General features: G+C 69.7%; 14 protein-coding genes. 3 read left to right on the forward strand and 11 right to left on the reverse strand.

The annotated features are described in order from the left end of the window. Positions 1-186: hypothetical protein (locus tag EV671_RS26870; RefSeq protein WP_165917680.1), on the forward strand; the 186-nt coding region annotated here is incomplete at its 5' end. Between the two features lie 84 nt (positions 187-270). Here EV671_RS26870 and EV671_RS22010 read toward each other — a convergent pair. The 10 genes from EV671_RS22010 to EV671_RS22055 all read right to left on the reverse strand — a co-directional run bounded on the left by EV671_RS22010 (position 271) and on the right by EV671_RS22055 (position 13,859). Then, a complete protein-coding gene (locus tag EV671_RS22010; RefSeq protein WP_132575845.1) occupies positions 271-1,191 on the reverse strand; it encodes a transglutaminase family protein in 921 nt (306 codons plus the stop codon). After that, on the reverse strand, positions 1,188-3,836 hold the full coding sequence (locus EV671_RS22015; protein ID WP_132575847.1) for a circularly permuted type 2 ATP-grasp protein: 2,649 nt from the start codon (positions 3,834-3,836) through the stop codon (positions 1,188-1,190). The genes EV671_RS22010 and EV671_RS22015 overlap by 4 nt, the downstream gene beginning before the upstream one ends. A gap of 71 nt (positions 3,837-3,907) precedes the next feature. Then, positions 3,908-4,762 carry an alpha/beta fold hydrolase gene (locus EV671_RS22020; protein ID WP_132575849.1) on the reverse strand — a complete coding sequence of 285 codons (855 nt, stop codon included), beginning with the start codon at positions 4,760-4,762 and terminating at the stop codon, positions 3,908-3,910. Between the two features lie 11 nt (positions 4,763-4,773). Beyond that, complete coding sequence (locus EV671_RS22025; RefSeq protein WP_132575851.1) at positions 4,774-5,058, reverse strand: type II toxin-antitoxin system RelE/ParE family toxin; 285 nt, start codon at positions 5,056-5,058, stop codon at positions 4,774-4,776. Next, the gene (locus EV671_RS22030) at positions 5,055-5,339 is read right to left on the reverse strand and encodes a DUF6290 family protein (protein WP_132575853.1); all 285 of its coding nucleotides are present in this window, start codon (positions 5,337-5,339) and stop codon (positions 5,055-5,057) included. The genes EV671_RS22025 and EV671_RS22030 overlap by 4 nt, the downstream gene beginning before the upstream one ends. Positions 5,340-5,378: 39 nt before the next feature. Then, the gene (locus tag EV671_RS22035; RefSeq protein ID WP_132575855.1) at positions 5,379-8,777 is read right to left on the reverse strand and encodes a transglutaminase family protein; all 3,399 of its coding nucleotides are present in this window, start codon (positions 8,775-8,777) and stop codon (positions 5,379-5,381) included. Positions 8,778-8,791: 14 nt separating this feature from the next. Further along, entirely contained in the window at positions 8,792-9,736 is a 945-nt protein-coding gene (locus tag EV671_RS22040) for an alpha-E domain-containing protein (protein WP_132575857.1), read from the reverse strand. A gap of 13 nt (positions 9,737-9,749) precedes the next feature. Next, positions 9,750-11,186: a circularly permuted type 2 ATP-grasp protein gene (locus tag EV671_RS22045; protein WP_132575860.1), complete on the reverse strand. Its 1,437-nt coding sequence runs from the start codon at positions 11,184-11,186 to the stop codon at positions 9,750-9,752. Between the two features lie 147 nt (positions 11,187-11,333). After that, on the reverse strand, positions 11,334-13,481 hold the full coding sequence (locus tag EV671_RS22050; protein WP_132575862.1) for a TonB-dependent receptor: 2,148 nt from the start codon (positions 13,479-13,481) through the stop codon (positions 11,334-11,336). Positions 13,482-13,544: 63 nt separating this feature from the next. Further along, the gene (locus EV671_RS22055; RefSeq protein WP_132575864.1) at positions 13,545-13,859 is read right to left on the reverse strand and encodes a hypothetical protein; all 315 of its coding nucleotides are present in this window, start codon (positions 13,857-13,859) and stop codon (positions 13,545-13,547) included. Positions 13,860-13,908: 49 nt separating this feature from the next. Here EV671_RS22055 and EV671_RS22060 point away from each other — a divergent pair, with 49 nt between their 5' ends. Together EV671_RS22060 and EV671_RS22065 are read left to right on the forward strand one after the other, a co-directional pair. Continuing rightward, positions 13,909-15,105 (forward strand): M20 aminoacylase family protein, encoded by a 1,197-nt coding sequence (locus tag EV671_RS22060; RefSeq protein WP_132575866.1) that lies wholly within the window; start codon positions 13,909-13,911, stop codon positions 15,103-15,105. After that, positions 15,102-15,650, forward strand: a complete 549-nt coding sequence (locus EV671_RS22065; protein ID WP_132575868.1) for a DUF1415 domain-containing protein — start codon at positions 15,102-15,104, stop codon at positions 15,648-15,650. Before EV671_RS22060 ends, EV671_RS22065 begins: the two co-directional genes overlap by 4 nt. Positions 15,651-15,802: 152 nt before the next feature. Here the strand turns inward: EV671_RS22065 and EV671_RS22070 are convergent, their stop codons facing one another. After that, a complete protein-coding gene (locus EV671_RS22070; RefSeq protein ID WP_132575870.1) occupies positions 15,803-16,159 on the reverse strand; it encodes a hypothetical protein in 357 nt (118 codons plus the stop codon). Positions 16,160-16,213 lie beyond the last annotated feature (54 nt).

A 16,213-nucleotide genomic window follows, 5' to 3' on the forward strand; every position in this document is an offset into this window, starting at 1 on the left:
GGCAAGCTGCAGACCATCAAGGCGCTGATCGTCAACATCCGCGCGGCCTTACAGCATGTGAAGGCAATTGCGGAGCAGTTGCCGCGGGTCGATCGATGGGCCACGCTCGTGCGCTACATCTGCCAGCGCATCGCGCAGTCCATCGCCCCCTCGCCAGCGCTCAACGCGCTGCCAGCAACGGGGTAACTGCCGGTTCTAGGGTCATTGCCCCCTAATATTTTTTGGGGGGGTAATACTACAGTCATCGCGTTAGCAGAAGCGCAACCTGGATCAAACGGGCTCCACCGTCACCGCCACCCTCAGCGTCGCCACGCCCCCGCCACGCAGCACACCGCGCAGCGGCGCCACGTCCGCATAGTCCCGCCCCCAGGCCAGCGTGACATGGTCCAGGCCCGCCGGCACCGCGTTGGTCGGGTCCAGGGCCAGCCAGCCCTGCTCGGGGCACCACAACTCGGCCCAGGCGTGCGACGCATCGGCGCCGACGAGCTTGGCCTGGCCCCCGGTCGGGCGGGTCAGCAGATAGCCCGACACATAGCGTGCGGCCAGTCCCAGCGAGCGACAGGCGGCGATGAAGACATGGGCGAAGTCCTGGCAGACGCCACTGCGCTGGGCCAGCGCGTCGGCCGCGCGCGTCGCCACCGTCGTGCTGTGCGGCAGATAGCGCAGGTCGGCATGGATCTGCTGCATCAGTGCCAGCCCGCCGGCGGCCAGCCTGCAGCCGGGCGGGAAGGCGCGGCGCGCGTAGGCGGCCAGGCTCTCGTCGGGCGCGGCATAGGTGGAGGCGAGCGCGAACTCGTCGGCCTCCTGCAGCGCGCGGCCGGCACGGTAGCGCAGGCCACGCGCGACCGACTCCCAGCCCGGCCCGCGCGCCGGATCGGGCGCGGGGCGGTCCTGCAGTTCGGCGGCGAAGCGGCTGTCGACGACCAACCGCTCGTGCACGCGCGCATGGCCAAAGCTCAGGTGGCGGTTGCCCCAGGGGTCGCGGTGCAGGTGGCGGGCCAGCTCGGCGGCGTCCAGCTCCAGACCCTCCACGCCCCAGCCGTCGGGCAGCGGGCTGATGCCGAGCTGCCAGCCGCCGACCTGCTGCCAGGGCGTGTCGCGCGGCGCCAGGCAGGCGGTGTGATGGGCCCACTCCACCGAGGCCTCGTAGGTGTACTCGGTGACGTGGTGGACCGCGAGCTTCACCGTCATTGCCACACCCTCTGCTCGGCGCCGATGACGTGGGCGAAATAGCGCTGGCTGATGAGGCTGGACAGCTCGCCGGCCTGGGCCGCCGCGCGCTGCAGATGCTCGACCAGCACGGGGCCGGAGGCGGCCAGCTCGGCCAGCGGCCAGGCCTCGGGCACCGGCAGGCCGGCGGCGATGTCGGCGGCCCAGCCGGGGTCGTGGCGGGCCAGCTTGGCGAAGCGCTCGCGCATCGTGCGCGCGACCCAGCCGAGCGAGCGCGGGTTGTCGGTGTCGTGCACCAGCAGGTGCAGCAGCGGCGCGGCCTCGCGCCGCGCCTGGAACTGGGCGCGGTAGGTGATGGTGGAGTCGAACACGCCCAGCAACAGCCCGAAACCGTCTTCGGTCAGGGCCAGGCCCTGCGCGAAGGTCTCGGCCAGCACGTCGGCGTGGAAGGACAGGCGCTCGATCTGGCGGCCTATGGACAGCAGCCGCCAGCCGTTGTCGCGGGTCATGCGGTCGGTCTGGGCGCCGGTAATGGCGGCCAGGTGGGTGTCGGCGCGGGCCAGCACATTGAGCACATCGGTCAGCGGCGTCGTGCCGGCGCGGTCCAGCACGGCGCGCAGATGCTGCTCGAACTGGGCCGCCGTCTCGTGGATGAGCCGCCAGGCCTCGGGCGACAGGCGCTCGCGCAGCGCCTGGGCGCAGGACTGCAGCGCGCGCAGGTTCCAGCCGACGCTGGTGACGCCGGAGCCGGGCAGCAGCGCCGTCAGTAGCGCGCGCTCGAAGCCGCGCGGGTCGTCCTCGGCCCGTGGCGCCTTAGGGCCGACGAGGCCGTGGCGGCGCGCCAGCGTGTCCAGCAGCGGCAGCATGGGCGGCGGCATGGCGCCACGCTGCACCATGACGCTGGCCTCGATGACGTGGCGGGCCAGCCGGGCGCTGTTCTCGGCGCGCTCGGTGTAGCGGCCCAGCCAGAACAGGTTCTCTGCGGCGCGGCTGGTCACGGTCCAGTGGCCCTGCGCGAGGTCGGCGGCCTGCAGCGGCTGGGCGAGCAGCGTCGTCGAGTCGACCTCGCCGTCGGTCATGACCCAGGTGTCGGCGCTCAGGGACCCGCGTTGGATGGACAGCCAGGCGTCGGCCAGCGGGTCGCGGCGCGGTGCGACGCGGGCCAGGCCGCCAGGCAACACCTTCCAGCCGCCGCTGCCGTCGGTCAGCGCGAACACGCGCAGCACGGCCACGCGCGGCTCCAGCGCGCTGCGCACCCAGACGGGCTGCTTGGTCGGCTTCACGCGTGCCTGCAGCGTATAGGCCGTGGGGTCGGCATCGATGCGCCCGGCCAGCTCGCTCAGCGCCTCGTCGCCGAGTTCGGCGGCGACGATGGGGCTGAAACTGTGCGTCGTGCTGCTGGCGGCAAAGGTCGGCACGACGATGAACTCTGCCAGCCGCGGGCGCAGCGCAGCCCAGGCGCTCTCCTCGCCGCACCACCAGCTCTGGATGGCGGGCAGGCCGAGCTGCTCGCCGAGCAGGCTCTCGGCCACGGCGGGCCAGAAGGCCGTGAGGCCGGGGCTCTCCAGCCAGCCGGCGCCCGGCGCATTGGCGATGACGACCTCGCCGGCCCGCGCCGCCTGCAGCAGGCCCGGCACGCCGAGGATGGAGTCCGGGCGCAGTTCCAGCGGGTCCAGCCAGGTGTCGTCGACGCGGCGCAGCAGCACGTGCACGCGCTCCAGGCCGGCCAGGGTCTTCAGGTAGACCTTGTCGGCGCGCACCGTCAGGTCGGCGCCCTCGACCAGCGTGATGCCGAGGTAGCGGGCCAGGAAGGCCTGCTCGAAATAGGTCTCGTTGCGCGGCCCCGGGGTCAGCAGCGCGACGCGGCTGCGCTCGCCGGCCGGCGAGAGTTTGATCAGCGACTGCATCAGGTCGCGGTAGCTCGCGGCCAGGCGCTGCACGGCCATCTGGCGGAAGGCCTCGGGGAACTGCTGGGCAATGATGAGCCGGTTCTCCAGCACATAGCCCAGGCCCGAGGCGGCCTGGGTGCGCTGGCCCACCACCCACCAGTGGCCGTCGGCGCAGCGTGTCAGGTCGAAGGCCAGCACATGCAGGTGGACGCCGCCGCTCGACTCGGCGCCATGCATGGCGCGCAGGTATTGCGGGTGCGCCAGCACCAGGGATGCCGGCAGCAGGCCCTGCTGCAGCAGGCGGCGCTCGCCGTAGGTGTCGGCCATCACCGCGTTCAGCAGGCGGGCGCGCTGGGCGATGCCGGCCTCGATGTGGTGCCACTCGCCGGGCTCGATCAGCATGGGCAGCAGCTCGAGCGGCCAGTGGCGGGCCAGCGGCGCGCTGGACTCGCCCTCCTCGCCCGGCAGCGGCGGGCCGTCGCTGTGCACGTTGTAGCTGGCGCCGTCCTCCAGCACGCGGCGCTGCACGCGCAGGGCCTTGGCCGACAGCTCCTGCCAGCCGGCCGCGCCGCCCGCGGCGAAGAAGCGCCGCCAGCGCTCCGCGAGGCCCCCCTGAGGCTCGCCGGGCTGGTTGACCTGGCCGGTCAGCTCGTAGAAGTGGCCATCCCGGCTGCGCAGCGCGGCCGACAGCGCGAGGGCCAGCGGGTCGGGCGTGAGCGCCTCGTCATCCGGCTCGTCGGGGAGCAGGCTCCACTGGCTGGGGTTGAGCTCGGGCATGGGCGGGTCTGGGGTGGAAAGGCATTGTCAAGCAATGTCCGCGCCGCCCGCGCGCGCCCCTTGCTCCGCCATCACCCGCCCAGGAAGCGCCGCAGCACGCGCTCGGCCGCCGCCGGGTCGTCGCGCCAGGCGCCATGGCCGACGCCGGCAAAGCACTCCAAGCCCGCGCGCCACTGCGGCGGCAGCGCCGCGACGATCTCCTCGGCGTCCTCGGGCGGCGTGACCGGGTCTTCCTCGCCGGCCATTACGAGCACCGGGCATTGCACATTCGCGAGGCCGGGCCGCAGGTCCATGCCGGGCAGTTCGCCGCGCGTGTGCTCGAACAGGATCTCGGGCCTGAAGATCATCCAGCCGCCGGCGTCGGGGTTCCTGGGCCGGGTGTTGTAGAGGTCGCGGCAATGGGTCTCGTAGGCGGCCCAGGTAGCCGGTCCGGGCTGCTGCCAGAAGTCGCGCGTGGCCTGTGCCGCCGCCGGTCCACCCAGGCGCCCGAAGCGCTCGATCTTGCGCGCCAGGCCGAAGTGGTGCGAGGTGCTGGACAGCACGACCTTGGCCGGATGCGCCGGATGCCGCGCCAGATAGCGCTGCGCGACGAAGCCGCCGAAGCTCTGGCCGAGCACGATGGGCTTGACGATGCCGAGTGCGTCGCACAGGCGCACGACGTCGTCGGCAAACATGTCCAGCCGCATCTCGCCCAGCGGCCGCGGGCTGCTGCGGCCGTGACCGCGCTGGTCGAAGTAGACGATCTGGCAGAGGTCGGCGAAGCGGCTGAAGAAAGGCCGGAAGCCCGTGTGGTCGAAGCCGGGGCCACCGTGGATCAGGACCAGCGTCGGCTTCTCGCGCAGGCTGCGGCCATCGGGCACCAGGCCCAGGCCCAGGCCCTCGATGTCGACGAAGAGGCGGACGCCGGCTTGGATTTCGATGTGCATCGCGCTTCGCTCTAACGAGATTCGCGCTGGTGACGAATCGCCACCACCACGGCGAGGTCAGCGCGCTGAAGATAGCGATAGCGGACGACGTAGCCACGGGCCGCGCGGCCGATCACCAATTCACGCGTGCCGGTGCTGGCACGGCGGCCGATTTCGGGGGCGTGGCGCAAGACAAGAATGCCGGCAAGCAACTCATCCTTGCGCTCAAGCGCGTGATCGGCATCGTGCGTCATCAGGAAGTCGGTGATGCGATCCAGATCCCGCAGCGCGCCGCGCTCGAATTCGATGCTGGTCATTCGAGGATCTTGCGAGGCTTGGGTCGCACGGCGGGCTTGCCAGCCACCTTGGCGTCCAGATAGGTCTTGACCTCGTCAAAGGGGATGGCCTCGCCCGTCTTCAAAAACTCCGCCCAGCGCTCCTCGCAGATGCGGTCCATCTCGGCGTCGAACTCCGCCTGCTCGACCGACTCGGCGATGGCGTCGCGAATGAAGGCGTGAGACGTCTTGCCAGCCCGCGCCGCGGCCTCGCTGACGCGGGCCTTCATGTCGTCCTCAAGGCGGATGGTGGTCGTCGACATGGCGCTACTCCTGCAGATGAGTAGCGCAATTGTGCTACATCACCCCACCTTGCGCAGATCCAGCGTGAACGGGAACTCCAGGCTGCGCCGCGGTTCGCCCACCTCGACCTTGCCGGGCGTGTGGCCGTGGGCCGAGAAGCGCGCCAGGCGCCGGCTCTCGGCCTCGTAGGCGTTGACCGGCAGCGTCGCGTAGTTGCGCCCGCCCGGGTGGGCAACGAAGTAGCGGCAGCCCCCCAGGGACTTCTGCTGCCAGGTGTCGACCAGGTCCAGCGTCAGCGGCGCATGGATGGGGATGGTCGGGTGCAGGGCCGAGGGCGGCAGCCAGGCGCGGTAGCGCACGCCGCAGACGAACTCGCCGACGCGGCCGGTGGGCTGAAGCGGCAGCGGCTGGCCGTTGACGGTGATGCGGTGGCGCGGGTCGACGAGGCCGCTGACGTGCACCTCCAGCCGCTCCAGCGACGCGTCCACATAGCGCACCGTGCCGCCGGCCGAGCCTTCCTCGCCCATCACATGCCAGGGCTCCAGCGCGCCGCGCAGCGTCAGGTGCACGCCGCGCGCGGCGAACTCGCCGTACTTGGGGAAGCGGAACTCGAAATGCGGCGCGAACCAGGCGGCGTCGAGCGCGTAGCCGGCCTCGGCCATGTCGAGCATGACGTCGGCGAAGTCCTCGCGCACGAAATGGGGCAGCAACCAGCGGTCGTGCAGCTCGGTGCCCCAGCGCACCAGCGGCGCGCGGTAGGGCTTGTTCCAGAAGCGCGCCACCAGCGCACGCAGCAGCAGCTGTTGCACGATGCTCATGCGCGCATGCGGCGGCATCTCGAAGGCACGCAGCTCCAGCAGGCCCAGCCGCCCGGTGGCCGAGTCCGGCGAGTAGAGCTTGTCGATGCAGAACTCGCTGCGGTGGGTGTTGCCGGTCACGTCCACCAGCACATTGCGCAGCGTGCGGTCGATCAGCCAGGGCGGCACGCTGTCGCCGCGCTCTTCGGCGAGCTTGTGGATCTCGGCCAGCGCGATCTCCAGCTCGCGCAGCTGGTCGTTGCGGGCCTCGTCCACGCGCGGCGCCTGGCTGGTGGGGCCGATGAAGAGGCCGCTGAACAGATAGCTCAGGCTGGGGTGGTTGTGCCAGTAGGCCAGCAGCGAGGCCAGCAGCGCGGGCCGGCGCAGGAAGGGCGAATCCGCCGGCGTGGCGCCGCCCAGCACGAAGTGGTTGCCGCCGCCGGTGCCGCCGTGGCGGCCGTCGATCATGAACTTCTCGCTGGACAGGCGCGACAGGCGCGCGGCCTCGTAGAGGAACTCGGTGTGCGCCACCAGCTCGCCCCAGTTGTGGGCCGGATGGATGTTGACCTCGATGACGCCGGGGTCGGGCGTGACCTGCAGCAGCTTCAGGCGCGGGTCGCGCGGCGGCGGGTAGCCCTCCAGCACGACATGGAAGCCGGTGTCCTCGCAGGCGGCCTCCACCGCCGCCAGCAGCTCGAGATAGTGCTCGACCTTCTCCAGCGGCGGCATGAAGACATAGAGCACGCCGCTGGCCTGGCCCTTGGCCTCGGCCGCGGGGCCGTTGGCACGGCGCGGGTCGCGGGCCTCGACACACAGCGCGGTGCGCGTGATGCCGCCGGCGCTCTGGAAGCGGGCCGGCCCGGCGCCCTCGCCCGCAGCCGCGCCGCCGCCGCGCCGCAGCCCCGGCGTCGGCCCGCCGGACGTGACGCCCAGCGCCTGCGCCCGCAGCGTGGCCGGCGCGGGCAGCATGCCACGCGGCGCGAACGGGTCCTGCTCGATCAGATAGGGGTAGTCGCCCTTGCTGACCCAGGGCAGGGCATCGAGAGGCAGGCGCCAACCCATCGGTGAGTCACCGGGGTGCAGGTAGAGGCGCTCGTCGCGCAGGAACCAGGGCCCCGTCTGCCAGCGCTGGCCACCGAGCGGTGGTGCCTCCTCGTCGCGGCGCAGCGGCAGCACATAGCCGACGACGTGGGACAGGCCCTGCTCGAACACCCGGCGCAGGCGCGCGCGTTCCATCTCGTCGTCCAGCCGTGAATCGAAGGGATCGACATTGACCGGCAGGCGGCGCTCGCGCCACAGGTAGTAGAAGGTGTCCTCATAGCCTGGCTGCACATGGATGTCGGCCAGGCCCAGGCGGCGCGTCAGCGCGGCCATGAAGGTCCTGGCATGTGCGCTGGTGTAGGCGTGGCCCTCGCGCTCGTCGGCGAACCAGTCGGGGTTGCGCCAGCAGGGCTGGCCGTCGGCGCGCCAGTAGATGGACAGGGCCCAGCGCGGCAGCTGCTCGCCCGGATACCACTTGCCCTGGCCGAAGTGCAGGAAGCCGCCCTGGCCGTATTCGTCGCGCAGCCGGTGCGTGAGCTGCTGCGCGTAGAGCCGCTTGGTGGGGCCGAGGGCATCGGTGTTCCACTCGGCCGCGTCGCGGTCGTCGATGGACACGAAGGTGGGCTCGCCGCCCATCGTCAGTCGCACGTCGCCGGCGGCCAGCTCGCGGTCCACCTGCTCGCCCAACTTCAGCACCTCGGCCCATTGCGCCTCGGAGTAGGGCTTGGTCACGCGCGGCGACTCGTAGATGCGCGTGACGCTCATTTCGTGGCCGAACTCGACCTCGCTCTTGTCGACACCGCCGCTGATGGGCGCGGCGCTGCCGGGCGTGGGCGTGGCGGCCAGCGGGACATGGCCTTCGCCGGCGAGCAGGCCCGAGGTCGGGTCCAGGCCGATCCAGCCGGCGCCGGGCAGGTAGACCTCGCACCAGGCATGCAGATCGGTGAAGTCGACCTCGGTGCCGCTGGGGCCGTCCAGCGCCTTCTCGTCGGGCGTCAGCTGGATCAGATAGCCCGACACGAAGCGCGCCGCCAGGCCCAGGTGGCGCAGCAGCTCGACCAACAGCCAGCCCGAGTCGCGGCAGGAGCCCGAGGCCTTCTGCAGCGTCTCCTCGGGCGTCTGCACACCGGGTTCCAGGCGGATCAGATAGGAGACGCTCTGCTGCACGCGCTGGTTCAGCTCGACCAGGAAGTCGATGGTCGGGCGCTCGGTGCGCGGGATGTCCTTCAGGTAGGCAGCCAGCAGCGGCGTGGCGGCCTGTGCCTGCAGATAGGGCGCCAGCTCGATCTGCTGAGCCTCGTCGTAGGCGAACGGGAAGCGTTGCGCGTGCGGCTCGAGGAAGAAGTCGAAGGGGTTGTAGACCGCCATCTCGGCGACCAGGTCCACCGTGACGGTGAACTCGGTCGTCCTCTCCGGGAACACCAGCCGCGCCAGGTAGTTCGCGAACGGGTCCTGCTGCCAGTTGACGAAGTGGTTGGCTGGCTCGATGCGCAGCGAGTAGCCGAGGATGGGCGTGCGGCAGTGCGGCGCGGGGCGCAGGCGCACGACCTGGGGGCCGAGGGCGACCGGGCGGTCGTATTTGTAGCGGGTGACGTGCTTGAGGGCGACGTGGATGCTCATGCTTGGCCCTTGGCTCAGGTCGAGGGAACAAGGAAGTCCCGGCTGATCCTCGAACCCAGGTCCGCCACTTCCGCCAGGAAACCATCCAGGAAGGGATGCAGCCCCTCCGCCAGGATCTCGTCGATGCGGCCGAATGACAGCTCGGCCTCCAGCCGCCCCACGCGCCGCAGCGTCTCGGCCGACTGCGGGTTGGCCACGCGCTGCAGGTTGGCCAGCATGCGCGTGATGCAGTGCGACAGCGAGCGCGGCATGTCGGGCCGCAGGATCAGCAGCTCGGCCACCTTGTCGGGCTGGATGACGTTGCTGTAGACCTTGCGGTAGATCTCGAAGCCCGACACCGAACGCAGCACGGCCGACCAGTAGTAGAAGTCCCGTGCAGCGTCGTGTTCGGACTGGGCCTGCTCCTGGCGATAGAACTTCACGTCCAGCAGCCGCGCCGTGTTGTCGGCCCGCTCCAGGAAGGAGCCGATGCGGATGAAGTGGAAGGCCTCGTCCTGCAGCATCGTGCCCACCGTCACGCCGCGCGACAGATGGCTGCGGTATTTCACCCACTCGAACAGCTGGGAAGGGTCGCGCGCCAGCGCGCCTTCGCGCAGCAGGCGGCGGAACTCCAGCCAGGTCTGGTTCATCGTCTCCCAGACCTCGGTCGTCAGCGCGCCGCGCACGGCACGCGCGTTCTCGCGCGCGGCGCGCAGGCAGTTGTAGATGGACGAGAGATTGCTCTCGTCGGCCACCATGAACTCCATGACGTTGCGGCCGTTGATCGTCGAGTACTTGGCGCCGTAGAGGCCGTTCAGCTCGGAGATGGAGACCAGGCTGCGCCAGGTCTGCTCGGACTCGTCGGCCGACTGCGGCTGCAGCGAGGTCTGATAGGCGATGTCCAGCATGCGCGCGGTGTTCTCCGCACGTTCGATGTAGCGACTGAGCCAGAAGAGGTGGTCAGCGGTTCTTGAAAGCATCTCGTGGTCTCCCTCAGTCTTCCAGCACCCAGGTGTCCTTGGTCCCACCACCCTGGCTGCTGTTCACCACCAAGGAACCCTCCTTCAATGCGACGCGGGTGAGCCCGCCCGGCACCATGCGCACCGACGAGCCCGACAGCACGAAGGGTCGCAGATCAATGTGACGGGGCGCGATGCCGCTCTCGACGAAGGTCGGGCAGGTGGACAGCGACAGCGTCGGCTGCGCGATGTAGTTGCCGGGGTTGGCCACGAGCCGCGCGCGGAAGGCCTCGACCTCGTCCTTGGTCGCGGCCGGCCCGACCAGCATGCCGTAGCCGCCGGCGCCATGCACCTCCTTCACGACCAGCTCGCTCAGATGCGCCAGCGTGTAGGCCAGATCCTCCTTCTCGCGGCAGACATAGGTCGGCACGTTCTGCAGGATGGGTTTCTCGCCGAGGTAGAACTCGACCATCTTGGGCACATAGGGGTAGATGGACTTGTCGTCCGCGATGCCCGTGCCGATGGCGTTGGACAGCGTCACCTTGCCGGCCTTGTAGGCGCCGACCAGCCCCGCGCAACCCAGCTGCGAATCGGCGCGGAAAACCTGGGGGTCGAGGAAGTCGTCGTCGATGCGCCGGTAGATGACGTCGACGCGCTTGGGCCCGCGCGTCGTGCGCATGTAGACGAAGCCGCCGTCGACGAACAGGTCCTGGCCCTCGACCAGCTCCACGCCCATCTGCTGCGCGAGGAAGGCATGCTCGAAGTAGGCCGAGTTGTACATGCCCGGCGTCATGACGACGACGGTCGGGTCGGCCACGCCCGGCGGCGCCACGCTGCGCAGCGTGTCCAGCAGCAGGTCCGGGTAGTGGGCCACCGGCGCGATGCGATGGCTGACGAAGAGCTCGGGGAAGAGCCGCATCATCATCTTGCGGTTCTCGAGCATGTAGCTCACGCCCGAGGGCACGCGCAGGTTGTCCTCCAGCACGTAGTAGTCGCCCGTGCCGTCGGCATTGCCGGCGCGCACGATGTCGACGCCGGCGATGTGGCTGTAGACATTGCCCGGCACGTCCACGCCCATCATCTCGGGGCGGAACTGCGCGTTCTTCAGGATCTCGTCGGCGGGCACGATGCCGGCCTTCAGGATCTCCTGGTCGTGGTAGACGTCGTGGATGAAGCGGTTCAGCGCCGTCACGCGCTGGGCCAGGCCGGCCTGCATCGAGGTCCACTCGTTGGCCGGGATCACGCGCGGGATCAGGTCGAAGGGGATCAGCCTCTCGGTGCCCTCGCCGCTGTCCTTGTCGCCATAGACCGCGAAGGTGATGCCGACGCGGCGGAAGATCAGCTCGGCCTGCTCGCGCCGCTCGCGCATCAGCGATTCGGGCTGGTCGGCCAGCCAGCGGGCATAGGACTCGTAGTGGGCGCGGGTCTGGTTCGACCCTGCCGCATTCATCTCGTCAAAGGCGGTCTGCATCGTCGCTCCTCATGCCTGCCCGACGACGCAAGTTCCGCGCCCAGGTTCGGCAGCAGCTTCTGGTGCGCGGAGCACCGTTGGCGTGCATGTCGCCCGAGGAGCGAGCGCCGGGGCACCAGAGTTATACCCGGCGCCCCGGCCGCGCGGTCAGAAGGGCTTGCTGACCGTCAGGTAGACCGAGCGGCGCAGGCCGAACTGCGGCGCACCGACGCCGATGCCCGAGCCGTCGCGCAGCTGGTAGGCACGGTCGAACAGGTTCATGACCGCCAGGCGGGTGTCGAACTTGCCGAGCCCGCGCCCCAAGTCGAAGGTCCTGGCCAGGGACGCATTGACGCTGGCATAGCCCGGCAGGTGCTCGGTGTTGGAAAAGCCCCGGCGCAGGCCGCTGCCGAACAGCAGGTCGGCGCTGGCGGCCAAGCCGCCTGCGAAGCGGTAGGACAGCCCCGCCGAGCCGCTGACGCGCTGCTCGTGGTCCAGGTGCACCCAGTGGCTGGCGATGTAGTCCAGCTCGGCCTGGTCGAAATTGAACTGGCCGCTCTCGATGCCCCTGGCACGCGCATGCGACAGCCCCAGGTTGACATAGCCGTTCAGCGCATCGCCCTTGTAGGTGGCCGACAGGTCCAGCCCGTAGATACGGCCCTGCTCGAAGTTGAAGGCAGAGTAGATCAGCGCCTTGCCGAACTGGCCTTCGTCCTGCAGGTGCTGGACCTTGCGGTAGTAGCCGTCGATGCCGAAGGTCAGCGTCGGCGAGGCCTGGAAGGACAGGCCGGCGTCGAAGTAGTCCGAGCGCTCGGAGCGCACCGCGGTGTCGGCGTCGGACGGCAGCGCATTCGTCGTTCCGACGAACTTGGCCACCGAGGTGGTGTCGATCTTCTCCGTCGTCGGCGGCGTGAAGTAGCGCGCATAGCCGGCATGCAGGCGCAGCGTCTGCGACGCCTCGTAGACCAGGCCCAGGCGCGGGCTGAACTGCTGCTCGTCCACGATGGTGTGCACCTGGTCGTAGCGCAGGCCATAGTTGATCGTCAGCAGCTTGGCGGGCCGCCACTCGTCCTGCAGATAGGCGCTCCACAGGTGGCCGGTGATGCGCGAGTCGTCCTGGATGAAGAGCGGCAAGCCGCTGGTCTGGTTGCCGGCTGCATCGGCCGGGAACACCGCGGCGCCGTTGACCGTGCTGACCTTCTCCTGCTGCGCGAACAGGCCGGCCCGCAGCGTGTGGGCCAGGTTGAGCTTGTAGCTCAGGTCGGCCTGCGCGCCGTTGGCGTCGTTGCGGCGCAGGATGTCTGCGGCGATGCCGTTGAACCGCAGGTCGCCGATGGCGTCCGGCCGGTAGTGCACGTCGGTCACGCGGTTGAAGACGGAGAGCTGGTAGTCCACCATGCTGCCCAGCGCGCCCTGGTAGGTCGCCACGACGAAGCGGTTGCGCTCGGTCTGACGCGCGTCCAGCGTGGCAGAGTCGACCGGCTGATGGCCGTCGGTCGTGAAGCCGGGCGACTGCCCCGGGACGTTCGGGATCTGGAAGCGGTCGTTGCTGGTGCCGAACATCAGGCTGACGCGGCTGTCGTCGCCCAGCACATAGGACAGCAGGCCGAAAGACTTGGCCTGCCGCGTCGTGTCGTGCAGCGCGTTGCGCTCGCTGGTCGGGTTCTCGATGCCGATGTCGTTGCGCAGCAGCGAGCCGGTCAGGAAATAGTTCAGCTGGCCCTGCGTGCCGCTCATCTCCAGCGACGTCTCCGCGTGGCCACGGCTGCCCACCGTCAGGCCGATGCTGCCGCCGCTGCCCGGCGTGTCGCCCTTGCTCTGGATGTCCACCACGGCCGCATTGCGGATGCCGTACTGCGCCGGCAGGGCGCCGGTCAGCACGTTGAGATGGTCCGCGAAGCGCGTCTCCAGCGCCTGGCCGAAGCCGCTGATGGACTCCGGGATGATGACGCCGTTGATGCGGTACTGCACGTTGGCATGGTCGCCGCGCACATGCAGCTGGCCGTAGGAGTCCTGCACGACGCCAGGTGTCTGGAGCAGCACCTGGTTCAGCGGCGTGCTTTCGCCCAGCGGCAGGTTCTTCAGGTCCTGCTTGTCCAGGCGGTAGATGCTGCTGCCGGTGTCCGGCGACAACGCATTGCGCGCCGCATCCAGGCGCTGGCGCGTGCCGGTGACTTCGACGCGTTGCAGGCTTGGGGTGGCGGCATCCGCGGCGGGGGCGGCCGGGGCATCGGCCGACGCATCTTCGGCGTGGACGCCGGCGGCAAGAACGGAGAGGCAGGCGGCCGCGAGCGGCGCCAGGGCAAAGGAACGCATGGGAGAAACTTCCGCAGGAAAACGCAAACACCCGCGCCCATGACGGGAGCGGGAAGGCCGGATTCAGGCGAAAGCAGGCGGCGCGCGGGCCGGCGGGCGCCAGTCGGTGCCGCGCTCGACGGCGGCGACTGCAGGCGTGGCGACAAGGGCCTCGACCGCGACGCCGACCGGCAGCGGGCCGGGCGGGGCGGTCGGCGCACCGCTGGCCAGGTCGGCCGCGGTCAAGCAGAGGTCGCAGTGGACGAGATGGGCGATGCCGTCGTCCTGGCGCTCGCCGCTGACGTGGGACAGCGCATGCACGCCCGCCATCGCCTGGGCGATAGGGAGCAGCAAGGCCAGCCAGAGCAACCAGCGATGAGCGACACGGCGCATGTTCACGGGCGGAATCCTAAACTCCGCCCATTACAAAGCCTGAAGTCACACCGTCATGAAGCTCATCGACGCCATCCTGGCGGACGCGCCCGCCATCACGGCCATCCGCCGCGACCTGCACAAGCATCCCGAGCTCTGCTTCCACGAGCAGCGCACCGCCGACGTCATCGCCCAGGCGCTGACCGGCTGGGGCATCCCCGTGCACCGCGGCTTGGGGAAAACCGGCGTGGTCGGTATCGTCAAGAACGGCACGTCCGCCCGCGCCGTGGGCCTGCGCGCCGACATCGACGCACTGCCGATGACCGAGCGCAACCAGTTCCCGCACGCCAGCTCCTACTTGGGCCGCATGCATGCCTGCGGCCACGACGGCCACACCGCCATGCTGCTGGCCGCGGCCAAGCATCTGGCCAAGCAGCGCAATTTCGACGGCACGGTGTATCTGGTCTTCCAGCCCGCCGAGGAAGGCGGCGGCGGTGCGCGCGAGATGATCAAGGACGGCCTGTTCGAAAAATTCCCGATGGAGGCCATGTTCGGCGCCCACAACTGGCCCGGCATGAAAGCCGGCCAGTTCGCCGTGAAGAGCGGCCCGGTGTTCGCGAGCAGCAACGAGTTCAAGATCACGCTCAAGGGCAAGGGCTCGCATGCGGCCATGCCGCATCTGGGCATCGACCCGGTGCCGGCGGCCTGCCAGCTCGTCACGGCCTTCCAAACCATCGTCAGCCGCAACAAGCGGCCCATCGACCCCGGCGTCATCTCGGTCACGATGATCCATGCCGGCGAGGCCACCAATGTCGTGCCCGACACGGTCGTCATGGAAGGCACGGTGCGCACCTTCACGCTGGAGCTGCTGGACCTGCTGGAGCGCCGCATGAAGGACATGACGGAGCAGCTGGCCGCCGCCTTCGAACTGACGGCCGAGTTCGAGTTCCGCCGCAACTACCCGCCGACGATCAACCACCCCGCCGAGACCGACTTCGCGCGCCGCGTGCTGGCCGACATGGTCGGCGCCGACAATGTGCAGGAGTTCGAGCCAACCATGGGCGCCGAGGACTTCAGCTACTACCTGCTCGACAAGCCCGGCTGCTATTTCCTGATCGGCAATGGCGACGGCGAGCACCGCACGGGCGGCCACGGCCTGGGGCCTTGCACGCTGCACAACCCGAGCTACGACTTCAACGACGACCTCATCCCGCTGGGCGGCTCGATGTGGGTCCGTCTCGCCGAAACCTGGCTGAACACGCCCAAAGCATGAACCAAGATCAAGTCATCAACGACACCCGCGACTGGGTTGTAAAGGCCGTCATCGGCCTCAACCTCTGCCCCTTCGCGAAGGCGGTGCACGTCAACGAGCGCATCCGCTACGTCGTCAGCGACGCGACCGAGCCCGAGGCGCTGCTCAAGGACCTGGCCCGCGAGTTGCTGGCGTTGAACCGCGCCGACCCGGAGCAGGTCGACACGACGCTGCTCATCCACCCCGGCGTGCTGACCGACTTCCTGGACTTCAACGACTTCCTCGACGCGGCCGATGCGCTGGTGGAGGAGCTCAAGCTCGACGGCATCCTGCAGATCGCCGACTTCCATCCCGACTACCAGTTCGAAGGCAGCGAGCCCGGCGACATCGCCAACTACAGCAACCGCTCGCCCTACCCCACGCTGCACCTGCTCCGCGAGGACAGCATCGAGCGCGCCGTCGAGTCCATGCCCGACACCGCCTCCATCTACGAGAACAATCTCGAGACGCTGGACAAGCTCGGGCACGAAGGCTGGGCCGCGCTGGGGTTGAAGCGGCAAGGCTGAACGGGCCTGATGCGGATGCGCGAGCCTGCGTGCGAGATGCAGCGCCAGGCGCAAAGCGGAGCCGTAGCCCTCTACGGCGAGCATTTGCAACGCAGCGATGCGCCCGCAGGCAGGAATCGCGCGCCGCAGCAGGCCCGTTCGGCCTTGCCTCCCTACTCCTTGACCCAGGACAGGCCGCCGGCAGCCTTCTTCGGCGCATTTGCGCGGGTGCGCAGCACCGCGTCGAAACCGCTCTTGCCGCCGTTCCAGACCGCCGTCAGCAGGCCGACGACGTCCTCGCGGCTGTAGGCATCCAGGTCGGGGCGGAACTGCTTGATCGCCGCGGCCAGCATGTCGCGCGGCAGTTCCTGATGGGTGGCCAGCACGACGAACATCGCGGCATGCAGGTCGGGCCAGCCCACGCACAGCGCCTGGATGCGCCTCAGCGCCTCGGCCGGCGCGGCGCGATGGCCGGGCTGCAGCCAGGCCAGCGGGTCGCCCGCGCCTTCGTCCAACGCGTCATCGGCCATCGTCGGTCTCCTCGTGGGCCGGGTCTTGAATTCTCACGCGACGGGACTAGTGTC

Origin of the sequence: Roseateles saccharophilus, assembly GCF_004342485.1 — a bacterium.
Taxonomy (GTDB): Bacteria; Pseudomonadota; Gammaproteobacteria; order Burkholderiales; family Burkholderiaceae_C; genus Pelomonas; species Pelomonas saccharophila.

Bases quoted from the DNA above. Each gene is read 5' to 3' on its own strand.
- EV671_RS22010 (WP_132575845.1), bottom strand. From the start codon at position 1,191: ATGACGGTGAAGCTCGCGGTCCACCACGTCACCGAGTACACCTACGAG.
- EV671_RS22015 (WP_132575847.1), bottom strand. From the start codon at position 3,836: ATGCCCGAGCTCAACCCCAGCCAGTGGAGCCTGCTCCCCGACGAGCCG.
- EV671_RS22020 (WP_132575849.1), bottom strand. From the start codon at position 4,762: ATGCACATCGAAATCCAAGCCGGCGTCCGCCTCTTCGTCGACATCGAG.
- EV671_RS22025 (WP_132575851.1), bottom strand. From the start codon at position 5,058: ATGACCAGCATCGAATTCGAGCGCGGCGCGCTGCGGGATCTGGATCGC.
- EV671_RS22030 (WP_132575853.1), bottom strand. From the start codon at position 5,339: ATGTCGACGACCACCATCCGCCTTGAGGACGACATGAAGGCCCGCGTC.
- EV671_RS22035 (WP_132575855.1), bottom strand. From the start codon at position 8,777: ATGAGCATCCACGTCGCCCTCAAGCACGTCACCCGCTACAAATACGAC.
- EV671_RS22040 (WP_132575857.1), bottom strand. From the start codon at position 9,736: ATGCTTTCAAGAACCGCTGACCACCTCTTCTGGCTCAGTCGCTACATC.
- EV671_RS22045 (WP_132575860.1), bottom strand. From the start codon at position 11,186: ATGCAGACCGCCTTTGACGAGATGAATGCGGCAGGGTCGAACCAGACC.
- EV671_RS22050 (WP_132575862.1), bottom strand. From the start codon at position 13,481: ATGCGTTCCTTTGCCCTGGCGCCGCTCGCGGCCGCCTGCCTCTCCGTT.
- EV671_RS22060 (WP_132575866.1), top strand. From the start codon at position 13,909: ATGAAGCTCATCGACGCCATCCTGGCGGACGCGCCCGCCATCACGGCC.
- EV671_RS22065 (WP_132575868.1), top strand. From the start codon at position 15,102: ATGAACCAAGATCAAGTCATCAACGACACCCGCGACTGGGTTGTAAAG.
- EV671_RS22070 (WP_132575870.1), bottom strand. From the start codon at position 16,159: ATGGCCGATGACGCGTTGGACGAAGGCGCGGGCGACCCGCTGGCCTGG.